18 protein-coding genes and 6 pseudogenes are annotated in these 25,962 nt (G+C 30.9%); 6 read left to right on the top strand and 18 right to left on the bottom strand.

The window, feature by feature from the left end:
* From lacC to lacA, 3 genes and pseudogenes are all read right to left on the bottom strand, one after another.
* A pseudogene (gene lacC / locus IGI80_RS06420) lies at positions 1–931 on the bottom strand (tagatose-6-phosphate kinase).
* Between the two features lie 11 nt (positions 932–942).
* Positions 943–1,458: a galactose-6-phosphate isomerase subunit LacB gene (lacB, locus tag IGI80_RS06415; protein WP_438722965.1), complete on the bottom strand. Its 516-nt coding sequence runs from the start codon at positions 1,456–1,458 to the stop codon at positions 943–945.
* Between the two features lie 18 nt (positions 1,459–1,476).
* Entirely contained in the window at positions 1,477–1,899 is a 423-nt protein-coding gene (gene lacA, locus IGI80_RS06410) for a galactose-6-phosphate isomerase subunit LacA (RefSeq protein ID WP_438722963.1), read from the bottom strand.
* A gap of 430 nt (positions 1,900–2,329) precedes the next feature.
* On the opposite strand from lacA, the gene IGI80_RS06405 reads away from it, so the two are divergent.
* Positions 2,330–3,091: a DeoR/GlpR family DNA-binding transcription regulator gene (locus IGI80_RS06405; protein ID WP_438722962.1), complete on the top strand. Its 762-nt coding sequence runs from the start codon at positions 2,330–2,332 to the stop codon at positions 3,089–3,091.
* A gap of 218 nt (positions 3,092–3,309) precedes the next feature.
* Here the strand turns inward: IGI80_RS06405 and IGI80_RS06400 are convergent.
* The 8 genes and pseudogenes from IGI80_RS06400 to IGI80_RS06365 form a co-directional block, all read right to left on the bottom strand.
* Positions 3,310–3,718: pseudogene (locus tag IGI80_RS06400) on the bottom strand (transposase); the annotation flags it as partial.
* 225 nt (positions 3,719–3,943) lie between these two features.
* Positions 3,944–4,328, bottom strand: a pseudogene (locus IGI80_RS06395) (transposase).
* Positions 4,329–5,587: 1,259 nt separating this feature from the next.
* Complete coding sequence (locus tag IGI80_RS06390; RefSeq protein ID WP_438722960.1) at positions 5,588–6,664, bottom strand: bifunctional transcriptional activator/DNA repair enzyme AdaA; 1,077 nt, start codon at positions 6,662–6,664, stop codon at positions 5,588–5,590.
* 897 nt (positions 6,665–7,561) lie between these two features.
* A pseudogene (gene abc-f / locus IGI80_RS06385) lies at positions 7,562–9,027 on the bottom strand (ribosomal protection-like ABC-F family protein).
* A gap of 314 nt (positions 9,028–9,341) precedes the next feature.
* On the bottom strand, positions 9,342–9,575 hold the full coding sequence (locus IGI80_RS06380) for a hypothetical protein (protein ID WP_438722959.1): 234 nt from the start codon (positions 9,573–9,575) through the stop codon (positions 9,342–9,344).
* Between the two features lie 51 nt (positions 9,576–9,626).
* The gene (locus IGI80_RS06375; RefSeq protein ID WP_438722958.1) at positions 9,627–10,745 is read right to left on the bottom strand and encodes an alpha/beta hydrolase family protein; all 1,119 of its coding nucleotides are present in this window, start codon (positions 10,743–10,745) and stop codon (positions 9,627–9,629) included.
* A gap of 104 nt (positions 10,746–10,849) precedes the next feature.
* The gene (locus tag IGI80_RS06370) at positions 10,850–11,653 is read right to left on the bottom strand and encodes an ABC transporter permease (RefSeq protein WP_438723417.1); all 804 of its coding nucleotides are present in this window, start codon (positions 11,651–11,653) and stop codon (positions 10,850–10,852) included.
* A gap of 5 nt (positions 11,654–11,658) precedes the next feature.
* Entirely contained in the window at positions 11,659–12,579 is a 921-nt protein-coding gene (locus IGI80_RS06365; RefSeq protein WP_438722957.1) for an ABC transporter ATP-binding protein, read from the bottom strand.
* Between the two features lie 61 nt (positions 12,580–12,640).
* Here IGI80_RS06365 and IGI80_RS06360 point away from each other — a divergent pair, with 61 nt between their 5' ends.
* From IGI80_RS06360 to IGI80_RS06350, 3 genes and pseudogenes are all read left to right on the top strand, one after another.
* Complete coding sequence (locus IGI80_RS06360) at positions 12,641–12,931, top strand: hypothetical protein (protein WP_438722956.1); 291 nt, start codon at positions 12,641–12,643, stop codon at positions 12,929–12,931.
* On the top strand, positions 12,928–14,235 hold the full coding sequence (locus IGI80_RS06355; RefSeq protein ID WP_438722954.1) for a protein kinase domain-containing protein: 1,308 nt from the start codon (positions 12,928–12,930) through the stop codon (positions 14,233–14,235). The genes IGI80_RS06360 and IGI80_RS06355 overlap by 4 nt, the downstream gene beginning before the upstream one ends.
* A gap of 226 nt (positions 14,236–14,461) precedes the next feature.
* Positions 14,462–16,118 (top strand): annotated as a pseudogene (locus IGI80_RS06350) (IS1182 family transposase).
* Positions 16,119–16,584: 466 nt separating this feature from the next.
* Here IGI80_RS06350 and IGI80_RS06345 read toward each other — a convergent pair.
* The 4 genes from IGI80_RS06345 to IGI80_RS06330 all read right to left on the bottom strand — a co-directional run bounded on the left by IGI80_RS06345 (position 16,585) and on the right by IGI80_RS06330 (position 20,199).
* Positions 16,585–16,806, bottom strand: a complete 222-nt coding sequence (locus tag IGI80_RS06345; protein WP_438722952.1) for a hypothetical protein — start codon at positions 16,804–16,806, stop codon at positions 16,585–16,587.
* A gap of 697 nt (positions 16,807–17,503) precedes the next feature.
* Positions 17,504–17,986: a PTS sugar transporter subunit IIA gene (locus IGI80_RS06340; RefSeq protein ID WP_438722950.1), complete on the bottom strand. Its 483-nt coding sequence runs from the start codon at positions 17,984–17,986 to the stop codon at positions 17,504–17,506.
* Positions 17,987–17,996: 10 nt separating this feature from the next.
* A complete protein-coding gene (locus IGI80_RS06335) occupies positions 17,997–19,499 on the bottom strand; it encodes a PTS transporter subunit EIIC (RefSeq protein ID WP_438722949.1) in 1,503 nt (500 codons plus the stop codon).
* The gene (locus tag IGI80_RS06330; RefSeq protein WP_438722948.1) at positions 19,492–20,199 is read right to left on the bottom strand and encodes an N-acetylmannosamine-6-phosphate 2-epimerase; all 708 of its coding nucleotides are present in this window, start codon (positions 20,197–20,199) and stop codon (positions 19,492–19,494) included. The genes IGI80_RS06335 and IGI80_RS06330 overlap by 8 nt, the downstream gene beginning before the upstream one ends.
* A gap of 155 nt (positions 20,200–20,354) precedes the next feature.
* On the opposite strand from IGI80_RS06330, the gene IGI80_RS06325 reads away from it, so the two are divergent.
* Together IGI80_RS06325 and IGI80_RS06320 are read left to right on the top strand one after the other, a co-directional pair.
* Positions 20,355–21,173, top strand: a complete 819-nt coding sequence (locus IGI80_RS06325) for a MurR/RpiR family transcriptional regulator (RefSeq protein ID WP_438722947.1) — start codon at positions 20,355–20,357, stop codon at positions 21,171–21,173.
* A 617-nt stretch (positions 21,174–21,790) separates the two neighbouring features.
* Positions 21,791–23,184, top strand: a protein-coding gene (locus tag IGI80_RS06320; RefSeq protein ID WP_438722946.1) for an IS3 family transposase whose coding sequence is annotated in 2 segments (ribosomal slippage) — positions 21,791–22,331 and positions 22,331–23,184 — 1,395 coding nt in all. Because the reading frame shifts where the segments join, the coding sequence is not laid out codon by codon here.
* Between the two features lie 522 nt (positions 23,185–23,706).
* Here the strand turns inward: IGI80_RS06320 and IGI80_RS06315 are convergent.
* From IGI80_RS06315 to IGI80_RS06305, 3 genes and pseudogenes are all read right to left on the bottom strand, one after another.
* Positions 23,707–23,919 (bottom strand): annotated as a pseudogene (locus tag IGI80_RS06315) (YjbQ family protein); the annotation flags it as partial.
* 692 nt (positions 23,920–24,611) lie between these two features.
* On the bottom strand, positions 24,612–25,199 hold the full coding sequence (locus tag IGI80_RS06310; protein ID WP_438722945.1) for a hypothetical protein: 588 nt from the start codon (positions 25,197–25,199) through the stop codon (positions 24,612–24,614).
* 73 nt (positions 25,200–25,272) lie between these two features.
* The gene (locus tag IGI80_RS06305; protein ID WP_438722944.1) at positions 25,273–25,767 is read right to left on the bottom strand and encodes a hypothetical protein; all 495 of its coding nucleotides are present in this window, start codon (positions 25,765–25,767) and stop codon (positions 25,273–25,275) included.
* Positions 25,768–25,962: the final 195 nt, after the last annotated feature.

The following is a 25,962-nucleotide window of genomic DNA, read 5'->3' as shown; positions in this document are numbered from 1 at the left end:
TCACACCTCTATTACTTCAATTTTATTAAATAAGTCATCGTAATTTTCAAGATTAACATAACCAGTAAGTTTTTCTTGAGCATTTAACATCCCTAAGACACTTGCTTTCTTCAAAAGATCTTGATCGCTAACTTTTTGAACTATAGCGGATGTAATCCCTGCAACTGTTGAGTCACCTGAACCGACTGGATTGATAACTGTAATTTCTGGAATTAAAACTTTATAAAAAGTATTATAATGCTTAGCAAAAGCCCCTTTTGAACTAAGTGACACAATAACCCACTCAACACCTTCAAATAATTAGTTTTGAAGCATTTTTTTCATGTCATTAACATTATCTGTTACTTTAACTCCTAACAGTTGATATAACTCTTCAGCATTCGGTTTGATAGCTATTGGTTTTGCATTTCCTTTTAATACTTCAAACAGAGCTTTACTAGAACAATTCACAACAACTGAAACATTATGTTTTATGCAAATATCTAGTATATAAGAATAATAATTAGTATCAAGTCCTTTAGGAAGACTACCTGAGATAACAACCATTTCTAATTCTGGAACGATGGATTCAAAATAGGCTAAAAATCCTTCTGCCTCTTCCACTTTAATCATAGGACCTTGTTCTAAAATTTCTGTTTGTTTTTCATCATGCAAGATAGCTAGACAATTTCTGGTATCATCAGCAATTTTATAAAACCAATGTTTAATATTTTTTACTCAATTCGTTTTCGATATACTCACCCATTTTCCCACCTAAGATACCGCTTGCAACTATCTCATCACCCAGCTGAGATAAGACTCGAGTAACATTCACTCCTTTTCCACCTGGTGTTTTACTTATGCTACTTACACGATTAACAGCATCTAATGTAAATTGTTCTAATGAATAAGAAATATCTACTGATGGATTCATAGTTATAGTTAAAATCATAAATTCACCTCTTAATCATTATATTCACCACAATCCCATTTCTTTAAATATTCATCAAAGAAATGCGGGCTATTTTGCTCTTGGTTGATTGTCTCAACATGAGTAATTTTTTTGATTAATTCCTTATTTTCATCAGTTGGTTTATATTCTGCTTTTATAAATGCTTCTATGATATCATTCATAAGAAGTCCACCGGTGATTTTTCCGCCAAACCCTATAACATTAGCATTCAATTCTTCTTTAGCATAAAGAGCGGATGTCATATCACGTACAAGGGCTGATCGAATACCTGGAACCTTATTTACAGCATTGTTGATACCAACACCTGTTCCACAGATACAAATACCTAAATCGGCTTCTCCATTAATTACAGTTTCTCCGACTTTTTTACCAAAGATTGGGTAATGGGTACGAACATTATCATATGTTCCACAGTCAAGTACTTTATATCCCTGTAATTTAAGATAATCTACAACAGCATTTTTTTCGTTTGTTACAATATGATCACAACCTATAGCAATTTTCATTCTTATCACTCCTCATCATTAACACATTTTATTAAGCATATCAACACGAATTTGATGGCGACCACCATCATAGTTACTTTCTATAAAGCTTTTTACAATATTTTTAGCTATTCCTGGACCACTAATTTCTGATCCAATAGTAATCATTCTAGAATTATTGTGCTCTCGGGTCATATATGCAGAGCGTTCATCTGAGACTTCTGCAGCAATCATTCCCTTAATCTTTGTAGCAACCATAAAAGGCCCCACACCATAAGCATCAATAACAATACCTAGATTTTCCTCCTCTTTAGCAACTTCTGCAGCAACATTAAGTGTTACTTCAACAAAGTCATATTCTCCATTTTCACTAACATCAATAACATCGTAGCTATTAAGATAACTTTTAATAACATCTTTCATTTTTTCACCTGTTTTATCGGCACCAATAATAATTTTCATATTAATTTCCTCTCTTAATTTAATGAATCTTTACCATATTTAAATAGATAAAATATATTAATTTTTCTGAATCATTTAAAATAACGCTTTCATTTTTCTATCCTTAGAATATCACAAAAAAAACAAAAGTCAACACAAGATTGTTTTTATTTTTAAAAAACAAACCAAGAATGTTTGTTATAGTTGTTTTATAATCATTTTCAAACAATAAATATTAATATACTTTACATAAACACTCATAAAAGATTTAAGAATGACTGTATAATTTTCTATATTTCTCTATTTTAATAATAAATTATGAATTAGTATTCTAGCAAATATTATAGTGTTTTTTATTGTTTTTTGTTCGTTTATTGATTGTATACAAACATTTCTATATAATAAAGTATAAATAAAAATTCGTTTTAAAATTAAAGAGAGGAATTTGGCTATGATAAAAAAAGAGAGACATGAAAAAATTCTAGATATGCTTAAAGTTGATGGAATTATAACTATCAAAGATATTATGAAAGAGATGAATATATCTGATATGACTGCCCGACGCGATCTTAATACCTTATCTGAAGAAGGACTTCTTGTACGAGTACACGGTGGTGCTCAACGAATTTATAATGAGAAAGAACCTCATGAAAAAACTCATATTGAAAAAAAGGGACTTCAAACAAGAGAAAAAAAATATATAGCAAAAAAAGCAAATAGTCTTATTAAAGATGGAGAGACAATATTTATTGGGCCCGGTACAACATTAGAGCATTTTGCTATAGAAATTAAGTCACGAAATATTCGAGTTATTACAAACAGTCTTCCTGTTTTTCTTATCTTAGCTAAAAGTCGATCAATTGATCTTTTGCTTATAGGAGGAGAATATCGTAAAGTCACCGGTACTTTTTATGGCTCAATGGCGATAACTAATCTGAAAAATTTACGTTTTTCTAAAGCTTTTGTAAGTGCAAATGCCGTATCAAGTAATACGATTGCAACATATAGCGATGTTGAAGGTGAGATTCAAAAATTAGCATTAGATCACGCTGTTGAAAAAATTTTACTTGTTGATAGTTCGAAATTTAATCGCTATGATTTTTTTAATTTTTATGCTCTTGATCAGATTGATACCGTTATTACTGATAAACAAATTAATCCTCAACAACTGCAGGAGTTTAAACAATTTACTACTATTATTCAAGCAGATTAAAAATTTTACAAATATCATTTTTATTATTTTAAATTAAATTTTATTTATTATTTAAAATGAAAATTCATCCCTGCTTAATTTTGTATTAAGGAATAAAACTTTTAATATGGCCATTCAATTAATCAACCAGACTTATTATTACCTTCTCTAATTAGTCTCTATGTCAAGAACTCTAGAACAATTTTCTTCATAAAAAAATACTATTTTTAGCAAACAATTTCAATTTTTATTTCATTAATAAAAATCGCTTCATTATCAATAATCTGATTGGTAATGAGCTGTCGACGAAACAAAATAAATGCTTCGACTAAAATATGAGCCGCTGTATCATGGATTCTAAAGTCATTAATCGTTCAACAACCAACGCATACGATAACTATCATCTAACTGAAACTTAATTTTTCTACCTGAAAAGATACGTTGGGTATAATCATAGAGAATAATTTTTAATAGCATCTTCGGATGATAGACCGGTTGACCTAATTGTTTTTTCAATTCGTTAGAGAGTGTTTACGGCATCGCTTCAACTAACGACGCATTGCCCGCAAAAGCGCCATCTGTTTCTGGAATATATTGTTCCATATCTAATGGTAAAGTTGTTTGGTTGATGGTATATTTTTTAAACATAAAGCACTCATTTCCTTTCTGATTGGGTTTCGTCACTTCGATCTTACATGGATGAATGCTTTTTGTGTACCATAAAATCAAAAAAGTGGAGCAATTATCATTTTTTTCTGAATATTGTTCCACTCTTTTTGTATTAGCCTTTAAGGAATCGCTACCTGTTGCTCGCTTAAAAGGAGCTTTTTTTAAGAGACCGCTAACCGCTATCTTTCTATTCTTACCTAGTTTTTAATTACTAAATGGCTTACTAAATGGATCTTGATATTCTCTTTTGTTTATACTATCCCTTACTCGATCTTCTATTTCTTTTTCTCGTATATACTTAGCTACCATCTTTTAGTTTAGTCCTACTGTACTCATGTAATATCCTTTTACCCAAATGATCAATTTCCATAATTATATTTTAAATTTCCGTGACATTCATGAATGATTAACGCACTTCTTCTTTCAAGAAACCCATAAAACCTGATACACTCAACTTCGGTGGGATTTTTACCAATATATTGCCTAAACTGACCATAAATTACTTTTCTTCTATATTTTTAAGTAAACACAAAGTGGTACTTACAACTCCAACGATTATGTGTACTAAACCTTTATCATCGTTCGACATACAAAAACTCCTTTCGATATAATAGATAAAGGTTGTAGCCGTTATCTATTATATCGAAAGGAGTTTTTATCGCTAAAGCTAGCTCTTCCAAGCGCAGTACTCGTGTTTTTTTGTTGAAATCTCTTTAAAGATCTCAACTGACTAATCATATTTTACCGCGGTGAAGACCTTTTTTTAGAACCATTTATTCCCCACCCACATATCAGGGGGCTTTCTGTTTCAATCGCTTTGCGAGCTCAACTTAATCTAAATATAATAATAAATTAAAATGCATCGTTAGTGTTTATTTTGAGCGAATACGGTTAAAATTTTTTAGGATGGTATTTTTCTCTTCAATATTGGGCTTTGGTATACCCAAACCGATTAATTGATGATTTTCGGTGAAAGCATCGTTCGCCATATGCTATATGGAATGCAGATTTGTGAAGTGTTCAGTGATTACATGAAAGTTGGGTATGTTCCAAATTAGTTTGAACAAGCTGCTAGTATTTCTCAGATTTATCATGAATTTAGTATCAATTAATCAAAAAATATATTGCTGCAGTCAAGGAACGTCATCCCGAGTTAGAAGAAGTTGCTGGTGAACTGATTAACGGAACGCTGATACATTCACTAGAATTAAAAATAAATTTGTAAATAGAAGATTGTTTGGTCTGAAAATATTTTTCAAACATTGAAATTATCAGACACTTTGTCAATACATATTCTAATTCTTAATTAAATTGTTTGTGTAATAAAGTAAAATATATACTGTATTAATCAACACAATAAAAAATATTCGCATTGACCGAAATATTATATATAATTAAATTTAAATAAAAAATTATTATTTTTAGATCAAATTATATCCTTTTGTTAACACAGACAAACCGGCTTTATATATTTTAATACATAAAAATTATGATACCCACGTAGCGTAGACCTTTTTTAAAAGTTTTAAGAAACAATCTGGAGAACAAAAGGTTCTTAGTGATCGACAAAGCCATTTCTATTAATAGTGCTTTCGATAAATTTTATCAAAGTCTTCTAACGGCTTAAGCTACGGTTAAAGGGATGAAAGCCATTCGAGAAATCTATAAAAAAGCCGAAAAGAAGGAAATCTCTTCGGCTTTTAAGTCTGTACTGAAATCAAAATATTATTGGGAATTTCAGCTTAAAAAGACGATTAAATTTGAAAGAATTTGTTTATAACAGAAATTCACAGCATAACCATTGAAACTTTTTTCAAATAGATTTTGTAATTCTCTGTCATTCATATATTATCTACTTCCTCTTTCTTTAAAATTTTTAACTAAACTTTTTTCATGATAAATCAACCATTTTTTCCTTTCTATTCCACCACCATATCCGCCTAAACCACCATTCTTATTTATAATACGATGACAAGGTATCAATATAGAAATTTGATTTTTACCATTTGCACTAGCAACAGCTCTAGATGCTAATGGATTCCCTACTTTACTGGCTAATTCTTTATAAGATAGAGTCTTACCAGTTGGAGTTTTTATCAATTCGTTCCATACTTTTTTTTGAAAATCAGAACCTATCATATAAATAGGTGTATCAAATTGTGCTCTTTCACCTACAAAGTATTCATCTAATTCTTCCTTTAACTGTTTGATTATGTTAGTTTCAGATGGCACTATAGAGGCATTCATTTTTATTCGTAAATTCTTAATTTCATTCTCCAATCCGCGTCTATCAACAAACTCTAGTAAGTACAAATAATTAGAATCACTAATTGCTATCATAGAGCCTAACCTAGTCTCTAACCATGAGGAGTATAAAATATTAATTTTTCGGTTGTTAGAAGGAATATCGCCCATAATATTAGAAAAAGCATCCCTAAAACCATTTCCTGAACCAAACCCAATTTCTAATTGAGTGTCTATTATCGAATTTCCTTCTCGAATCCTTTTAAAGGCCAATCCTAGCCTTCTTGCTCTTGAATATTCGATAAAAGTCATGCCAAATTGTTTTTTAAATTGTCTTCTAGCTGTGTTAGGATGAATTGATAACTGTTCAAAGTCTTTATCTGTCCATTTTTTTTGTGGATTATTTTCTATTTCATAAACAAGTTTTTTTACATCATCTGATAAACTAGACGGAGAAATTAATGGTTTACATCTTTTACATGGTCTATAAGAAGCTAATAATGCTTCTTGTGCATTATTGAAAAATTCACAATTTTTTAATAATGGTTTTTTCGCTGGACAAGTAGGTCTACAAAATACCCCTGTTGTTTTTATACCTACAAAGAAAATACCTTCATAACTCGGATCTTTTTCAATTAACATGTCATAATAGTGATTTATTATTTCTGTACCATTAATCATATTTATCTCCTATCTTTAATTTAATTTGAAAATAATTTTAAGCATTAATAAAAAGGTTGCACTCGTTTTTATTACAATATTTTACTATTGATTTAATTTTCTAACTTTGCTTTTTAGTAGAAACAAATTCTAATCTCAATATTTATACCAAATACTTCTAACAATGCTAAGTTCCATATATTTTTTAAGTAGTTACCACCATGAAATTTTTCTATGTCAACTAATATAGGAATATTTGTCTTAGCAACTATATTTTTACTAATAATAGAAGAAGATCCAAAGGTAGCTGTTCTCCTGCCTTGTATACAAGTTAGTCTGCCATAGCATGATTAGAGGTTTCAATTACTTCATGATTAGTCGATTCGAGCAATTTTGTGGGTGAAACATCTCAGCAATTATATAAAATAAGATGATTCCATTTTCAATGCATATTTACGAATTTTTGATAGTGATTATTTAACATAAAAATCATCCTTTCTTGTATAATGTTTTTATTTTATATTATTATTATGACTATCATACCATTAAAATTAACACTAATCTTATAAACTTATTTTTAATAACAAACTTTCTTATTTAGAATAACTATCTACCATTTGTTAGTTAAAAAACACTATATAAGGAGTATATGGAACATAGAAACAAAAATGTGCACTAGGAATCCGAACAAAATTTACAAAAAGTAAAATGGCAAGAAAAAAGGCAGCCAAAATTTTGGCATGCCTCTACTTGATTATTGGGTTAGTTATCATACTCATCTTTGATAAAATTTTTCTTTCTTATATTTTTATCATCAATCATATATGATGGTGCTTCTTTTAATTCTACTAATTCCCTATCATTCACAATTGAACTAGAATAGGAAAATCAGTAATTTTTAAATTAACAATTATTAGATCAATTCAATTTCAATTGTTTATGATCTAGTAAATATACTTCATCGGCTAGTTTCTCAACAAAATATGAATCGTGAGAAGTAAATAAAATAGTTCCTGTATATGCCTCAATTAATTCTTCCAGTGCCTCAATCGTTGTCAAATCTATAAAATTGGTTGGTTCATCCAAAACTATGATATTAGAAGGTTTGATAAAGGCTAAGGCTAAAGAAAGCCTTGTTGATTCACCTCCGCTTAGAACGTTCACTGATTTGCCGATTTCTTCTTGAGTAAATCCCAAATTACTTAAAATACTTCGAACAACTGATTCTGAGTAAGAAGTTTTTTCTTTTAAGTAATTAATAACGTTTTCTGACTCATTATACTTATAATCCATCTGACGATACACTGAAAAGACGACTTTAGGTGAAAGAATAATTCCTTTACCATTTGATATTATATGATTTAAAAGCGTTGTTTTTCCAACACCATTATTTCCAATGATAGCAATCTTCTTATTCAACGAAAATTGAAAGTCACAATTTTCAAGTAAACATTTTTCACCTTTTTTTAAAGAAATCCCCTCTCCACGTATAGGAAACTTATTATGAATCTCCACTGATTTAACTTTCGGAAATAGAATTTGTTTTTTATTTTTACGTTGAATAGGTTCAGCTAACTTAGCTAAACGAGACTCCATTGCTTTTGCTGATTTATTAAGACTTTTTTGTACTGTGTCCTTTTGTTTCGAGGAAGACAAACGGTCAGGACGAACATTCTGTTTTTTCTTCTTGGATGATACTTTTTCAGATTTAGCTGCCTGCTCCTTTTTTTTGAAATAGCAACTTCTAACTTGTTTCTTTCCTTTATATATTTTTCATTTAATCGATCTTGCTCTAATTCTTCAATTTCTTTTTGCTGTTTGTACGCATCATAATTTCCAATGTACTCAGTAATTTGACCATCTTTCACCTCCCAAATTTTTGTTGCTAATTTATTGAGGAAGTAACGATCATGGCTAACAAAAATAAGTGTACCATAATAATATCTCAATTCTTCTATTAAATAATCAACTCCATTGCGGTCTAAATGAGTTGTTGGCTCATCCAGAAGCAAACCCATTTTGTATGTGAAGAGAACTTGGGCTAAACGAAACTTGGTTTCTTCCCCCCCACTCAATGTACTCGTTTCATTATTCGGTACGTTAAAACGACTGGCTAATTCCCAATCCACACTCTCTAAATCACTGGTATTGATTACACTTGAAATTTGTGAAAAGTAACTGAAGGATATTTCTCGTTGAATATCCCCTGTTTCCGGTGCTATTTCTCCTTGTATTATCTTTAATAAGGTCGACTTTCCTGTTCCATTATCTCCAATAATACCAATACGATTGTTTTCGTAAGCTGTTAATTCTTGTACATTTATTACTTCTTTTACATCGAAGTTTTTTCGAACATTTATAAGTTTAATTGATAAATTTTCCATGGTTCCCCTTCTCTCTTCCCAATAAAAGAGCATATAAAAAGGATAGTCTAGGACTATCCTCTGATTTCTAAACTCAGGAAAAATACACATCAATCCATTGAAATCGCTCTTTTCTAGACTTTTGATTTTATTTAATTAACTACTCAAAAGCACATCACGTAATTTCATAGATTTATTCTCCTTTTTGTTCACTCGGTTGTTCTACCACAAACTCTTATTTGACATTACATAGCTAGTTATTACATCTATATTCACATCATAATTGAAATTTTAGTAACTATATAAGTTGGCGGAAATATGAACAATATAGTTATTTATAGACCTCCATTGCATCGCTGACTGTGAGCGCCAGACAACGCTCCTTCAACTAATTGTGCAGAAAATCCTAACTTATTCAACCCTTCGCTATCTTTTGCTAACATCACAGTTCTTTCTTTGCCTTGTACATTGTATTTGTCCAAAACGCTTTCAGGACTATCCATAAAATCACCAACAATATCCATGTTTCCCTGTAAATCTGCAACCAATTTCATCAATTCTTTAGACATAACACTGCACCTCCATTATTTTTATAATTATATGTTAATATTTTCATTTAATTATTTCAATAGTCTGATTATTTTTTCATTTCTGATTTTTTCTTTTTTAAAGTTCACTTCATAATGAGAAAAATCCTCTAAAACACTTAATTGCATCTTCTCGTACTTTTTTATAAAATATTTCACTTGTAAAATTGGACATGTTGTATCTTTATCTCCATTAAGAAATCTTATTGGAATCAATTCCTTTGCTTTTAGACTTATTTCTGGAGAAAACTTCTTGTAATCAGAGAAATATTGTTCAATAAGTTTCCTCGAATCTGAAAACAAATACATATAAAATAAATTTGTAAACCCACTAACAGATACTATTCTTGTTATATTAAAATGAATATACTGAGAGAGACAGATTGCAATGTACTCTCCATAGCTTTCGCCGTATATTTTTATTTTAAATCCATGAGAGTCATAATAACTAATAACTGATTTTACAGCTTCAATATCAACAACCCCTCCTTGACCTATTAATTCATTCTCATATTTTTGATTATACCCCGTACTTCCAGGAAAGTTCACCAAACATATGTTACTGAAATTACTATAGAAATCAAAAAGTATATCCAAATATTCATGATTATAATGATATTTTGGTCCTCCATGCAAACATATAAGAATCGTGTTGTTTTCTCTATTAGTATGAGTTAAACAAGGAACTTTTTTTTCACCAATAATTTGATGTTTAAATAAAGGAAGAGGGAAAACGAACTGATTGTTTATCTTTGAATAATTTAATTCTCTTTCAGTAATACTGTAAAAAAGAAACATTGAACTGTTCAATGTTGTACTACATAAAATAATCAATGTTTTTTGATCAAGAAAATAAGCGTCTTTTATTATAAAATGAACTGGAATATTTAACTTTTCTTGATTGACGAATGCTATATTCCCTCCCTTTTCCTCCGCAACAGACAAAATTGAATCTTTATAGGTATCGTATAGTAAGGTATTGTAGTCAAGTGATTTTACGTTATCTAGAAAACCAATCGCATTGCAATTAGGTACATTAAAATTATTCACTTGATTCTTTTCTTTATAAATAAGCCTTCCTTTCTTTATACCTAATAGAACTAACATAGAAGAGCTTTCATATATTAAAGTTTCCTTTTCAAACGGATACAACGAATAATATAGAGAATACGTTCCTGTCTCACTTAGTGCAGTTATGATTATACAATTTCGATCATTGGTTAAAAAGATTCGTAAGATTCTCAAACAATCACCTTCTATCGTTCTGTTAGAACTAAACTCATCTTAGATACAGCAAATGATGAAATACTTATCATAATCAACGTAGTCAAAAATACCAACATAACACTAAAAAAACTATTCGTAGTTGTAGCAAATATTACAGATCTTATTGCACATAACTGATAAGTTAGCGGATTAAAATAACCAATAACTTTAATAAATGTTGGAACATTTGTGATTAAATAAAACGCAGGAGCTGTGAAACCTAATGGAGTAATAATAAATGAAATAATTGAATCTCTTCGTTGATAATCATTAATTTTCATAGTAATTAATGCTGCAATAGACGTCCAAAAATACAAAATAATTAGGACAACTATTATCCCTTCTAAGTAATTGATTAAACCTATTGCGCTTCCAAATAAAGTAGCAATTATATACAACACAATAGATTGAATACATATTCCAATAGTAGGATACATACTCATTCCTATAATATAATAAAACGGAGAGACACCACTTTGACGTTTCAAAGCCAATAACCCATATCTTTTATCTATAGTAATCCGATAGATTGTTTGCGTCATCTGTGAAATAATCAATATACCCAAAATACCAGTTAAAGCATAATCAGCATAAGAAATTGTCTTTCCCTCATATTCTATTTTAGTCACGAAATTATTGATTCCTAAAACAATAAAAATGTAGTACAAGATTGGTTGAACTAATTGTGAAATGATCAACCCTTTATTTCTTAAGAAAGCATTTAGCTCGTTTCTTATGATAATTTTTAATCCTTTTATCCCTAAATAATTCTGTTTCCTAAATTGATTTGGCATCAATTTTAAAGACCCCCTTCTCTATAATGAATGTACAAATCTCTTAATGACATTGTCTCTTTAACAATTTCTTCTATTCTAAAATATTCTTTTGTATCCATAAACAATTGTGTTAAATCACTGTTCTGATTTAAAATAAATCTATATTGATAGTCTTCTAATCCAGCTATAGAAATGCCTTTTCCTTTCAACTGATCAATAACCTCCTTATTAAGTAATCTATCAATAGTAATCTTGTAACTCTTTTTAGGAGCATTTTCGATTAAGAATTTTTTTAAATCTCCTTCATACAAAACTTTTCCTTTGTCAATTAATACTAGTTTATTACAAAATTCTTCTAATAAGTGTAAGTCATGCGAAGATATAAAAACTGATTTACCCTTAGCTGCTTCTCTCTTTAAAAATAACAATAAGCGATTTGAAGTTTCTGCATCTAATCCTGTTGTGGGTTCATCTAACAAATAGAAATCAGGTTGGTGGACAATGGCACGTGCGATTTGTACACGCTGTTGTTGTCCACCAGACAACGCATCTACAGGTTTGTCTTTTAACTCCAAGATATTTAATAAATCTAGTGCTTCTTCAGTCAATCTCTTCCCTGCTTTAGTGTCTATTCCAGCCAGTTGACTACCTAAATAAACATTATCCCAAACATTTGTATACCAATCCATTACTTGAGACTGTGGTGAAAAACCTATAGTTGCAAACAATCGTTTTTCTATAAAATCTTGATTAAAACTAACAGAACCATTCGTTGGATCCTGAATCCCCGCAATAATATTGAACAAGCTTGATTTACCTGCTCCATTATGTCCAACTAACGCTACTATTTCTTCTGTAGAAATAGAAAGATTGATATCTTTTATCGCGAATGCTTCTCCATACTTAAGGCTTACATCTTTTATTTCTAATATATTTTTTTTCATTACTAAACCTCTATTCTAATGTATAATTAAATAAATCTTACTTAAAGGAGAAAAACACAAAATGACTGAAAGAAACATTGACAAGAAAATTCAGAATATTTTAAAAAGTTTTATTGAGTCCTATAAGGATAGTCGCAATCTCACACCAAAAACCTCCCAATTATTTTATGATTTTATAATTTTATCATACCATAGTAAAAGAGAAAAACGTTATAGTATCTCCATGTTATCAGAATTATTATTACAGGAAGGGATTGAAGTGAAATTATTAATAAATGTATATGCTCATTCACTCTATGTATTGGCATTAAACGATAATAAGAAAATATATGGCAAAGGATTTCTAATATGAATTATTTAAATCGAGTAAAAAAGCAACATGAAACCTATTTGAATTTATTACGTAAATATGGATTACAGTCATCTGGTACAGATCATTGGATCTATAAATACTGCCCAAAAAAAAACATAAAAAAGCAAGGTTTCAAGATTCATTTAAGTGCAAATACTAATAATGCCGTAAATATAGCTGAAAAATTCTTTAAATATAATGAGATTAAAAAAATTGATTTCAAAATCGTTTCTACTTTAGCCAAGTTCGACATCCAAAATACTGGTGCATTGGGATATTCTCAAGTTGGAAAACTTATTACTATCTATCCAAACAACAATACTGAATTTCTTTGTATACTTAATGAGTTAGAATTAATTTTTAAATCAGACTTATCTCCTGAGATACCTTCAGATTTTAGATATATGTTAAGTTCTGTAGTTAATTACAGGTATGGAGAAATAGTTACAGATTCTAATTATATTGATCCTAGAGATAAAACTATTCCAAATGATATAAATGTACCTGTAGAGGATTACTATATCCCTAGGTTAAAAGAACTTCCTAAACACTTACTACTATTAAAAGTTATAAAAAAAACAGGTAAAGGGGGAATATATCAATGTCTTGACTTAAAAAGAAACGAATTAGTATTATTAAAACAAGGTATGAATCAAGGAGATTTAACGATTTATAATGTAGATACGATAAATCTTTTATCTTTAGAAAAGAGAAGTCTTTTAAAAATCAGTTCAGAAAACCATTTCCCAAAGTTTGTCGACGATTTTTATTTAGATAATTCTTATTTTTTGGTGATAAAATATTTAAACAAGATATCTCTATTCCAGTATATGAACAAAGAAATATTATCCTCTAAAGAAATAATGGTTGTTATTTTGAAGTTAATTGAAATAATAAAAATACTCCATGAAAAATATGATATTATTCATAGAGATATATCATTCGATAATGTTTTAATTGATGATAGAATGGAAATTTCTTTGATTGATTTTGAATTTTCCTACGATCTGAAGCAGTGGAATCCACCTTCCATTATCATGGGTACCCCTGGATTCTATAATACACAACAATTGGATATAAGTTATTATACAGACGTATATAGCATTATCAATCTTCTATATTTTATGGATAATTTTGATCTGTATTGTAAATATAAAAACAACCATAACCAATTGGTATTGCACAGAAACTCAACAAATAATAATTCTAGTTCTTTTAATTTCATATATGTACAAGCTAAATTATATTCTCATAGATATTCATTAGATATGCTTGAACATGATTTAAGCACTTTAAATATTTAAAGCATTGTGGATAAATAAAACTATTTTGCATAACTTAATTGTCCCCTAATAATTAATCATTCTGTACACATACACAAAAAAAGGAGCTTGGGACATAAGTCCTAACAAAAAATCCAGATACCAATTAATCAGATTGAATGGTATCTGGATCATTTTTTTGCATAAACATAAGAACACCTTTGCCAAAATAAAAGTGACTAAACAAATAAAATAGTGAGGTGTTCTTATGTTTAAAAATTATACCACAAATCAAGTCGTTCTTCCTCTAGATTTTAGTTTTAAGTTAGAAAAAAATGATATCGTGTTCGCCATAGATGCGTTAATTGAAAGTATTACTGAGGAGCAGTTTCTCCCTTTTTACCATCAAACAGGGCCTTCTTCTTATCATCCAAAAATGATGATGAAAATGATTTTGTGCGCCTACACGCAATTCGTGTTTTCTGATCGCAAGATTGAAGCATTGATGAAAGACAGTATTCGAACGATGTGGCTCACACAACAGTATCAACCTAGTTATCGAACCATTAATCGTTTTCGAGTGAACCCTTTAGTGAATGCACTCCTTCGGGAGTGTTTCGTCCATTTCCGTAGCCAATTGGTCAAGGAACAATTAATTGATGAAGAAGCTATTTTTATTGATGGCACAAAGATTGAAGCTAATGTCAATAAATTTACCTTCATTTGGAAAAAATCGATTGATAACTTTGATAAGAGTCTTACTGAAAAATCAATGTTTATTTATGATGAATTGGTAAAAAATGAAATTATTCCTGAAATTGAACAGGAGTCCAAAAAAATTATCTGTCTCTGAATTAGGGAAAATTGAAGAACAGCTTGTTCAAATCGTAGATAAATTTACAGAAAAAATTGGGCAGGAAAAAGAGGGACACACTAGAAAAACGTTTCGTACGAAGCGAAAAGTTCCCTAAAAAATTATTAAACTATTTCAGAATTTAAAAGAAAGAAAAGCTACTTATCAAAATCATAGAAAGAATTTAAGTCAACGAAACAGCTACTCTAGAACAGATTTAGATACCACTTTTATGCGTATGAAAGAGGACCATGTGAAAAATGGTCGGTTGAAAGCTGGCTATAATCTTCAAATTGCTACAAATAGTCAATATATTTTAGGTTACGATCTTTTCCCAAATCCAACGGATACACGGGCACTACGCCCTTTTTTAATGACTTTAAAAGAGCGTTTCTTTGAGTTACCAACCTATATTATTGCAGATGCGGGATATGGCAAGGAAGAAAATTATCAGGCTGTTTTAGAAGACCATGAACGGATCCCCCTCATTACGTATGCTATATATCATAGAGAACAAAAGAAAAAAATCAAATAAAACCCAATTCTTTCCAAAAATTGGTTATATCAGGAATTAGAAGATACGTTTCTTTGTCCTGTTGGTCGGAAAATGAACTTTCGAAATTATTCTATTCGTACAGATAAATATGGATTTAAACGATATTTAAAGTGCTATGAATGTGAAGATTACTCAAATTTACCTCTTCGAAACCAGTGTACAAAAGCGAAAAGTGACAAGAATCGTGAGATTCAAAAGAACATGAACTGGGAATATTTTAAAACAACGATTCAACAGTTATTTTCAAAAGAAGAAACGAATAGAATCTACCATCGACGAAAAATTGACGTTGAACCAGCTTTCGGACATCTGAAGGCTTGTTTAGGTTTTACTCGGTTCTCTGTCCGATTAAAACAACAGACACATAATGAAATTGGTTTTGCGTTAATGGCAGTTAACTTAAGGAAATATAGCCTGAACATGCCTATAACTAAGAAAGATTACTCCAATAATAATAAAAACAGAAGACCAAAAATCGTAAAAAAGATTTTTGGTCTTCTGTTTTATGGTTTTTGAAACTTATGTCCCAAGCTCCAGCCTATTCCTTTAGAAAAGGAGTTAAAATGAAAAAGGTTTTACTTTGTTAGGTTGTTTTTATAATAACCCCTTTTACATATTTTGTAAATATTTTCTCAATTTGTTGGACAAATACTTATGGACCCTGATGGATTCGAACTAGCGAGCCGGACGCTCTAACCCACTGAGCTAGGGATCCAATCACACACCACCACTCACTATTCTAGTTGATAGTGAGTGGTGGTGTGTATGCATCATTTTATGAAATAAATATATCATATTATTAACTAAACTCACACCAAAAATAGCCTTGCATGAACAAAGTTATTTTCTCGGGGTGAACACAAAACTATAGGTAATTATTGAGCCACCTTTATTTTAAATCTATGAATAAAATATGTAAAGTTACCTTCCATTCAACGGTTAATTTACCTACAATACATCAACTTATAACAATCAATTTTGGCTAGCGTGAGGCCAGTTCTAAATCAACAATTATTTCGTTTGTTAAGCGTTGAATACCTTTAATCCGCGCACTATCAATATGAACTTCATTTAAAGCTATGTACCAATAAATTCCCTTTTCAATGCGCTTTTTTGCTTCAAGCCGTATTAAACTTAGATAGTATTTTTTATTGTAATAATCCGGTATGTCATCCCTCCTATCTAAAAATTCTGTCCATGGCATATAGACTTTTAAAGACAGCGAATAGTTTATTTGGTATATTTTTATTGGGTAGTAATTCCCTTTATAACTTCAGTTCATATTTCGAAAGTGTATTTAAAACTAAATATTACTACCTAGCCGCTAGTAGAGTAGACAATGCTAGCGGTTTTTTTGTATGAAAACAGACCACTAGAATGAATAACCCTTTCTGGAAAAACTATTTTAAACAATACCTGTTCATTTTAATTAGTATCTGTTATACTCCCTTTAAGGTAGCAACTCCTTTTAATAATATTCAGTTACTTTGACACATAATTTTGCTACCTAACCGCTAGAACCCATATTCTAGCGGTCTTTTTTCATAAAAAAAGACCACTCAACAATTGAGTAATCTAATTTATAAAGCAACTTACACAACAAGCTCTGACTCGCTTCCTAGCTGATCAATTCTAGATGCCTACGTCTCTAAGGATGCTATTATTTTTCCTTACAAAGATTTTTATTCTAAATTTTATAAATACATTACGATATATTCAATTCTTGTATTTTCTATAAAATTAATCTGTAATACTTCAAAATGAACAGTTACTAATAGATACTTTAATTTTAATACCTATTAATATGTCTAACTATTCTATATAATAACTTATGTCGCATCACGGATTTAATATCTAGCTTATTCATTTAAATTTAATCCGATAACATACTTAACTCTACATCAAAGTATAATTTTACCACACGAATCACCATATATAGCTGTATAACTATTTAAGATGACTTCATTAACTTGTTCAGGTTTAGTAAAAACAACTATGACAGATGGATCTTTTCCTGCTTGTCTAATTTGATCAAAATCAACTTCGGCTAATAATGTTTCGGTAGTAACCTTCTCTCCTGTATTAACAAAAATTGAAAAAGGTTTACCCTGCAATTCAACTGTATCTATACCAATATGAATTAAATACTCAATATCTGCATCGCTTTTTATACTAATTGCATGCTTTGTTGGAAAAATAGCTTCAATTCGTCCAGTCAAAGGAGCACATATTTTGTTACCTTCGGGAACAACTGCAAATCCTTCTCCAAGTACTTTTTTTGAAAATATTGGATCATTTACTTCTGAAATAGGGATAATCCTTCCTGAACAAGGAGCAGTAATGGAAATTCCTTCTTGTTTTTTTTTTTTAAATAGATTAAACATAAGATATCTCCTAATTCTCAATTTCTAAAATTTGATTAATTTCTTGACTAAGTAAATCAGCTTTACCGCCAAAAACTGCCTGAATACCACCATTCACTTCAAAAACAGCAGTAGCACCTAGTTGTTTAATAGTTTCTTTGTCAACCATTCGGCCATTTACAACAGCTACACGTAAACGAGTAGCACAAGCTTCAACGGATTCAATATTGGTTTTACTACCAAGAGCTTTAATGATTATTTGAGCTTCATCATTTAATGATGTTTTTTTATTTAATTTATTTTCAGTAGTCGTTGGCAACTCTTCTCCCATTCCAGGAATAGCTACTTTAAATTTCTTAATGAAGAAAGTAAATACGCAGAAATAAACAATTGCCCAAGCAATTCCGAAAGGAATTAATTTCAGCCAATTTGTCTTATCGTTTCCTTGGAGTACACCAAATAATAAGAAATCAATTAATCCACCAGAAAATGAATTTCCTACTCGGATATTTAAAATATCAGCAAAATAAAAAGATAGACCATCTAAGAATGCATGAATTATATATAACCATGGGGCTACAAATAAAAACATATATTCAACTGGTTCAGTAATCCCTGTTAAAAATGAAGTCAAGCCACCACTAAAATAAAGTCCACCATTCTTTTTACGATTTTGTTTAGGTATAGCACGATACATAGCATAACAAGCGGCTGGTAAACCAAACATCATTGTCGCGAATCTACCTGCAAAGAAACGAGTACCATAAGTAAATAGTCCTGTATGGTTTGGATCAGCTAGTTGCGCAAAGAAAATATTTTGTGCACCAGAAACAGTAACTCCAGCTACACTTTCTGTACCTCCTAAAGACGTATACCAAAAAAGTGGATAAATAGTATGATGTAATCCTACTGCGCCAGTCAAACGAAGTAAAAATCCATACAAAAAAGTACCTAGACTTCCCATTTGTGCAATATGTTCTCCAACTACTGCTAATCCATTTTGAATTGGTGGCCAAATTAAATAAAAGAAAGAACCGATAATAATTGCCGCTAAACTAGAAATGATTGGAATAAAACGCGATCCGCCGAAAAAACCCAAAAATTGCGGTAGTTCAATTTTCCGATATCGATTGTGTAGAAATGCAACAGTTCCTCCAATTACAATAGATCCGACAACACCAGTATCAAGAGTTGCATCTTTAGCAGAAAATAACGCAAGAAATCCGCTTATCGTTGCTGTATACACTAAGTAAGATACTCCACCGGCTAGACCTGCTGTTCCTTTATCCCCATTTGCTAACCCTACAGCAATACCTATAGCAAAAATCAATGCTAAATTAGTAAAGACAGCATTTCCTGCATAACTCATAATACTTAATACTGTATGGATCCATGGCTGTTCTAAAATTGGATACGCATTCATTGCACTTTCATTTGTTAAAGCACCACCAAGGCCTAAAAGTAAACCTGCTACTGGTAAGATTGCAATCGGTAACATAAATGCGCGACCTAATTGTGAAAACTTCTTAAACATCTTTTTCCTCCTTATTCAATGCATCGACAAATCTTTTAGCAATTTCTTGTGGTCGTGTAATTGCACCACCAACGACAATTCCTGCAACACCCAGCTTTTTAATTTGTCTTGCTTGTTCAGGTGTATGAATTTTCCCTTCAGCAATAACACAAATATTTTCTTGTACTAATTGTTTAATTAATTTCATATCTGGGCCATTTTGTTTTTTGCTCTCCTTTGTATAGCCACTTAAGGTTGTACCAACAAAATCCACACCAGCTTGATAAGCATTCTTTCCTTCCTCAAAAGTAGAAATATCAGCCATTAATAGTTGTTGAGGATACTTTTTCTTTACTTTTTCTATAAAAGTATTAATAGATAAGCCGTCATGACGTTTACGTAAAGTACAATCCAAAGCAATTACCTCCACACCAATAGCAACTAATTCATCTACTTCTCTCATAGTTGCTGTAATAAATGGCTCTTCAGGAGGATAAGCTCTTTTTATTATGCCAATAATCGGTAAAGAAACTTTCTCTTTGATTTCCTTAATATCTCGAACAGAATTTGCACGTATACCAACAGCTCCAGCATTTTTAGCTGCTAATGCAAAATATGGCATTAAACCTCCTTCCTCTGTATAAAATGGTTCACCAGGTAGCGCCTGACACGAAACAATTAAACCGCCTGAAATTGCTTCTAAGAATTTTGCTTTGTTCAAACTCCACAAACCTCCACTTTTATATTTTTTAGGATTTTTACTCCAAAAAAAGTTTAGCATCCGCTTACATTTTTGTCAAGAAAAATGGAGATTTTTGGAGTTTTTTAATTTTTATAGTGTATAATAAACAAAAATTACATTCTAGAGGAGATTTTATGAATTACATTTATTTAATTAATGAACATTATCCCTTATTAACAAAATCGGAACGAAAAGTTGCTGATTTTATCCTTAGCTCTGGAGAATCTATTATTTACAGCACTATGAATGATATTAAAATAAAAGCGAATGTTGGCGATGCAACAATCATTCGCTTTTGTCAAAAACTTGGATTTTCTGGTTTTTCTGATCTAAAAATTGAAATTGCTAAAGAAGATTTTAGCAAAAAAAAAGAACAACCATCTAGTGGTAAATACCACGATGAAGTTGCTAAAAGTTTGATTGAAGTACTTCAGTCTACTTCTTGTTTAATTAATGAAGACAAATTAACAAAAGCAATTCAACTTATTAATCAAGCAAACAGCCTATATATTTTTGGTGTGGGATCTAGTGGAAATACTAGTCTTGATTTGGAAAGTATGTTTTTGAGGGTCGGAATACAAGCTAAAGCTGTATTAGATCCTCATTTTCAAGCTCAAGTTGCTTCTTTGTTAACAGATAAAGATTTAGTTATTATCTTTTCTTTATCTGGAAAAACAAAAGATACTTATGATTCATTAAAAATTGCAAAAAATAATGGAGCAAAAATACTTGCTATAACAAATTATATTCATTCACCAATAGGAAAATCTGCAGATTTAGTTTTACAAACAGCAATCGAAGAATTTTTAAATGGTGGTTCTTTAGCTGGAAAAATTTCACAACTTTATATTTGTGATTTGTTAGTACATGAGTATGAACAAAATAACAAGATTAATTCATTGGATTTAAGAGAAAAAGTCTTACGTTCTATAATTGATAAAAGGATTGAGTAAATAAAAAGCAATAGTTAGATACAAAAATCAGAGTTGCCTACTGCAGTTATTATCAAATCTTAAATATGTTTTTGTATAGGAGATATTGTTAAACCTAGCTAAGAAAAATGAGTTTTTATAATTCAACATGAAGAAAGTTTCAAATAAATGATTATTTAAATCAATAAAATAAACGTTCTTTTGGAAATAGCCAAAAGAATATGTTTTATATTATAGTAAGTAATTTATTAAAAATAGTGTGTAATTCATACATTTTTATTATATTTTTTATTATAAACTTAAAATATTCATTAAATCGAGCCTCTTCTACTAAAAAATGAGTATCCGACATCACGTATATCCCAAACAATCAAAAAAGTTGGTATTCCCTATATTCTATACTAGATTAAAAAAATTATTAGCCATACTCTTTTTAAACAAATGAACAGCTTACTATACCTTAAAAACACTGACTAAAACAATGTAGCATTACCTCATTACGGAAGCAATGCTTCTACATACCGATTATACATTATTTATAATACCATGATTGAATATAGAATTATTAGGAAAGCAACTATATTGTAGTGCGCCCCCAAAGTTAGACCAAAAAATCTAACTTTGGAGGCGTATTTAAATTGGCAAAATACGATTATGCATTCAAGAAAAAAGTAGTAGAAGCTTACCAAAATGGCGCAGGAGGTTATCGAATACTAGCGAATCAATTTGATATTGCTTCACTTTCGACTGTTCGTAAATGGGTTAAAACAGTCGAGAAATTTGGATTTAACGCACTTCATCGAAGAGTAAATTACCAACATTACTCTTCCAAATTCAAGCGGGATGTCATACACTATTATTTAACGAGTGGTGACTCTTATCTGACTGTCGCATTGAAATATGGTCTGCCAAACGATACCTTAGTCTTGGCTTGGCACCAGAAATTTCTAGAAACAGGCATAGAAGGGCTTTCACCAAAACAGAAAGGAAGACCTTCTATGTCAAAGAAAAAGAAACCCGTTCAGGTGAAAAAAACACGAACACGTGAACAAGAATTAGAACATGAAAATGAACTATTGCGAGCGGAACTAGCCTTCATAAAAAAGCTCCGCGCTTTAGGAATGAATATCCCGGAACGACTCAAGAACGAGATGCCCGAATCATCCACGAACTCCGAAAAAAATTCCGATTAACAATCTTACTGGAAGCAACCAAATTTCCTAAAGCGACGTATATGTATTGGCAAAAGCGATTTGAGCGAAAAAATCCCAATCAAAAATTAGAAGCCCTGATTAAGAAAATTTTTGACGAAAACAAAGGAAACTATGGCTATCGCCGTATTCAATTAGCTTTAAAAGAACAAGGATTGAACGTAAACCATAAAAAAATTCGTCGTCTTATGCGTAAACTTGGCCTAAAAGGGACAAAATTTATTCGTAAATCAAGAAAATATAATTCCTACAAAGGAACCGTTGGCTATGGCGAAAAAAACCGTCTACATCGTCGTTTCTACACTTCAGTACCCCATCAAAAGCTAACAACAGATACCTCTGAATTTAAGTATTATGAACGTGATCAAAGTGGAAAGATTCAAATAAAAAAACTCTATTTAGATCCTTTTCTTGATTTATTTAATGGTGAAATCTTGTCTTACCGTATTTCTAAACAGCCGAATGCCAAAGCAATTCTTGAGGCACAAAAAGAAGCCATTGATAAAACGCAAGATTGTCCATATCGGCGCACTTTTCATTCTGACCAAGGTTGGGGGTACCAAATGAAGCAGTACAAAAAGCAATTAACCAGTCACCAGATCTTTCAAAGTATGTCTCGAAAAGGCAATTGTTTTGATAATTCTCCTATGGAGAATTTCTTTGGTTTACTAAAACAAGAAACCTACCATGGCATTATTTATTCTAGTTTCGAAGAACTAGAACAAGCAATTGAGGAATGGATTGATTATTATAATCATCAACGAATAAAGACAAAACTAGGGTGCAGTCCCGTTCAATTCCGTAAACGGTTCGTCGCATAAAAATACCGACCAGATTTCTCCAGTCGGTATTCGGTCTAACTTTCGGGTCTCACTACATATCTTGATAATTTGAAAAGCTTTTTAATATCTTTTTAGAAGCTATGCTGAACTACTGGATCTATAATTTATGGGACTGAAGAATCAGAATTAATCCTTCAGTCCCCTGTTTGTTTTTGTACAATTCACAGTCCTTATTGACAAAAAGCCGAACTACTAGATTTTCGTTTTCAATGTATACAAAAAACATCAAAGTTAGTTGTACTAGCTTTTACGTCATTTTACTATTTATCTAACAATAGTTAGATCTACTATATTCGTTTATATCCAGAAGCTCTTTGAAAGATATAGAATTCGGTCGTCATTATTAACAATAGAAAAAACTTTCATGCTAATACTTACTTTTAAAATAAAATAACTGATTAATTTTCATTGTTTGTACTACATCTTTATCCAGATGTTTGACTTTCCTAATACTTTTAAAAAGAATATCAGTACCTTAGAAATTTATTGATACTGATTTAATCACTCCCCTATCAACAAGAAATGACAGGTTCTATTTCTTACTCGGTTTTGGTCAAAGTCCACAAAATAAATATATCCCACTGAGCCGATTTCCAACTTTTCTTCATGTAAAATAAAACTCTCGCTCGCACCAAAAAATGAAGAACGGATATGGGCATCTCCATTTAAAATTGTTGCTGGATCTGTAGGATAGTCAGGATCATCTAAACTCATGTTCGCTCCGTTTTCTAGTCGCCTTTCAGGCTCCCTCAAGGGCGACCATAGCGCCCTTGGCCAACACAGCCGTCGACGGAAGATATGTGTACGCCTTGCTGCAGGGGACGCGGCTACAATCTTCGCGCAGCCATGTTGCCACGTTATAAAAACACCAAAAAAAGAGGAATCCGCCTTTTTTTCGACTGACTCCTCTTTATATCTTGAAATTTCCTTCTAATTCTCTTATACTAGCTATGAAACTAAAATTAATTAGTCATTCACTAACTAAAGCCTTAGAAGTGGTTTCATTGATACCGGCAAGTATCAATCGAAATTTCAAAAAAAAGAAGGTCTGTTTCTTTTTTTTGGCTAGGCTTTTTTGTTATGCCTATATTTCAACATGCGCAAATATTTAATTACTGTTATTTTACTTCTTTTTCGTGAAACAAACAAGAAATAATTACATAAACCTTGAGGGCTTTCCACCCTCAAACTCCCTGGAGCCTCCTGCTTACCTAGTTATTCTCTTAATTCCTTATGTAGCGGAGTGCCTCAAGGCATAAATTCCTTCCCGTTGGTCAGTCAGACATTTATACTTGACCCTCTCCGTTTTTGCCCTTTCTCGTCCTGCGCCGATAGCTTGTACTAGATTAACTTCTTAATCTCAATCTATCGCCCTTTCTAGTTTAAGGGCAAAAATACCACTATTCCTAACCACCATAAAGTAAATGAATTCCATTCCAAGCTGATAACCAAACTGAATTACTTAACCACTGAGTATTATATCCCTTTTTAACTGGATATTTCATGTTAAATAAACGCCAATAATATCCTCCTGTACCATAACCACCTGTTCCACTATCGCTATAATATGGAGTAAATCTAAAAGTAAACGAAGACGTTGGCGTAATGCTTAAATACGGAATTCCATTTTCCACCCAATTAAACCCTACTGGAACTAAATAATCACACCTAAGCTCATTCTGAAATCCATTATGTCTCATTTCTTGATAAACATACTCTTTATAAGGCTTTGCAGCGCGTAATTGTGGTCTAATTTCATACAAAATTTCTCCTACAGGAGGTTCTGTTGTTAAATTTTCAACTGGCACAGGACTATTTTCTAAAGCCCCCAAACTTTTCGCGATATCGATTGCCTCAACATTAGCCTCCTTATTAACAATTTTTACTTCTGCTTGGCCATCAAACGCTTCAGCGCTGGCTTCCATAAAATTTATAGCATCAACACTTACCAAAAAAGCAACAAATCCTAAACATAACAGAAAAATCTTTTTCAAAACAACCCCTCCAATAAGTATTATTATGAATTAATAATAGCACATCAATAATAAAATGTGAGCCTTAACAATATTAATTTATCTTCACTGGATACAATTTAAAAGACCTTTTTTCTTTTTCTGGCATATTATCAGAAGGAACAAATAATAAATAATCTTTTTCCCATTTTACATTGTAATTATTTAATACTCTCACCCCATTAATAATTAACTCCTCATTATACTTACCTTCGTCGTCTATTTGATAAGCACCTTCTCCAATATTCTCTTTATTATTTTTATTGCGATAAATATCTAACGAACGTACTCCATCAGTAAATTTAGTGAATACATTACCTACATCGTTAACCCATAAATTACTCTCTAACAACTTTGAATCAATATAGATCGGTTTACTAAGCTTAATTATACTATAGAAATTTTTTTCTTTCTCTTTATATTTCAAAGTTTCCATAACAGCACTAGATAATGTAGCTTCTTTTTTATTTTTATCTACCAATTTCACCACAAAAAATAAACTAACAAACAACACTACTATAAACAAAAACAAAATTATTTTTTTTCTCAAAACCAGAATCTCCTTCTATACAAACCTCAAAAAAATCAACAAATAAGCTTAAACAGTACCATTCTATAAATTTAGGACATCATAAATAAACCTATCATACTTTTCGATTTTTTACATACTCATTTTCTAATTTTCGTAAATAGGCTCGATTTTCTAAAGCATAGAGTTCTGCTTCTAATCTAGGATAAAAAGGAT

It is taken from the genome of Enterococcus sp. DIV1420a, assembly GCF_051712165.1.
GTDB classification, from domain to species: Bacteria; Bacillota; Bacilli; order Lactobacillales; family Enterococcaceae; genus Enterococcus; species Enterococcus faecalis.
The sequence above is the reverse complement of the archived record's forward strand: the minus strand, read 5'-3'. Positions and strand labels throughout refer to the sequence as shown.